The sequence below is a fragment of the Haladaptatus sp. R4 genome (genome assembly GCF_001625445.1).
In the GTDB taxonomy this organism is placed as follows: domain Archaea; phylum Halobacteriota; class Halobacteria; order Halobacteriales; family Haladaptataceae; genus Haladaptatus.
Genome location: NZ_LWHG01000020.1, coordinates 1 through 708 on the forward strand (window position 1 = coordinate 1; position 708 = coordinate 708).

The following is a 708-nucleotide window of genomic DNA, read 5'->3' on the forward strand; positions in this document are numbered from 1 at the left end:
CGTGCCGACGAGTTCGTTGATGTACTTCGCACGCCAGTACTCCTGGGGGCCCTGCGTTGCTGCTCCGGATTCGTCGGCCGTTTCCGACATCTCAGGCACCCCCCTCGCTTGCCCAGCCAAGGGAACGTTCGACCGCGTCCTCCCAGCGACCGTACTTCTCGTCCGCCTCCGCTTCCGTCATGTCCGGTTCGAACTCGCGGTCCACCTGCCAGTTTGTGCGAAGGTCGTCCGTCGAGTCCCAGTAGCCGACGGCCAGCCGGCGGCGTAGGCCGACCCGAGCGCCGTCGTCTCGTCCACGACCGGTCGGACGATATCGGCACCGAGGATGTCGGCCTGTAGCTGACAGAGGAAGTTGTTCTTCACCGCGCCGCCGTCCACGCAGCGATTCGACCTCGATGCCGCTATCGCCTTCCATCGCTTCGGCGACGTCGCGGGTCTGATAGGCGATGGATTCGAGCGTCGCCCTGACGATGTGCTCCCGACGAGTTCCGCGCGTCATACCGACGAGCGTCCCGCGGGCGCGCTGGTTCCAGTGAGGCGCACCGAGTCCCGTGAACGCGGGAACCATGTATACGCCGTCGGTCGAATCGACGCTTCGGGCGATGGATTCCGTTTCGGCCGCGTCGTCGATGAATCCCACGTCCACGAGCCATTCGATGGCCGCGCCGGTGACGAAGATGGAGCCTTCGAGCGCGTACTGCACGGGTT

The 708-nt window shown here is 65.4% G+C and carries 1 pseudogene; it reads right to left on the reverse strand.

Annotated features, from left to right (window positions below):
• Nucleotides 1-91: 91 nt before the first annotated feature.
• Nucleotides 92-708 (reverse strand): annotated as a pseudogene (locus A4G99_RS09425) (FGGY family carbohydrate kinase); the annotation flags it as partial.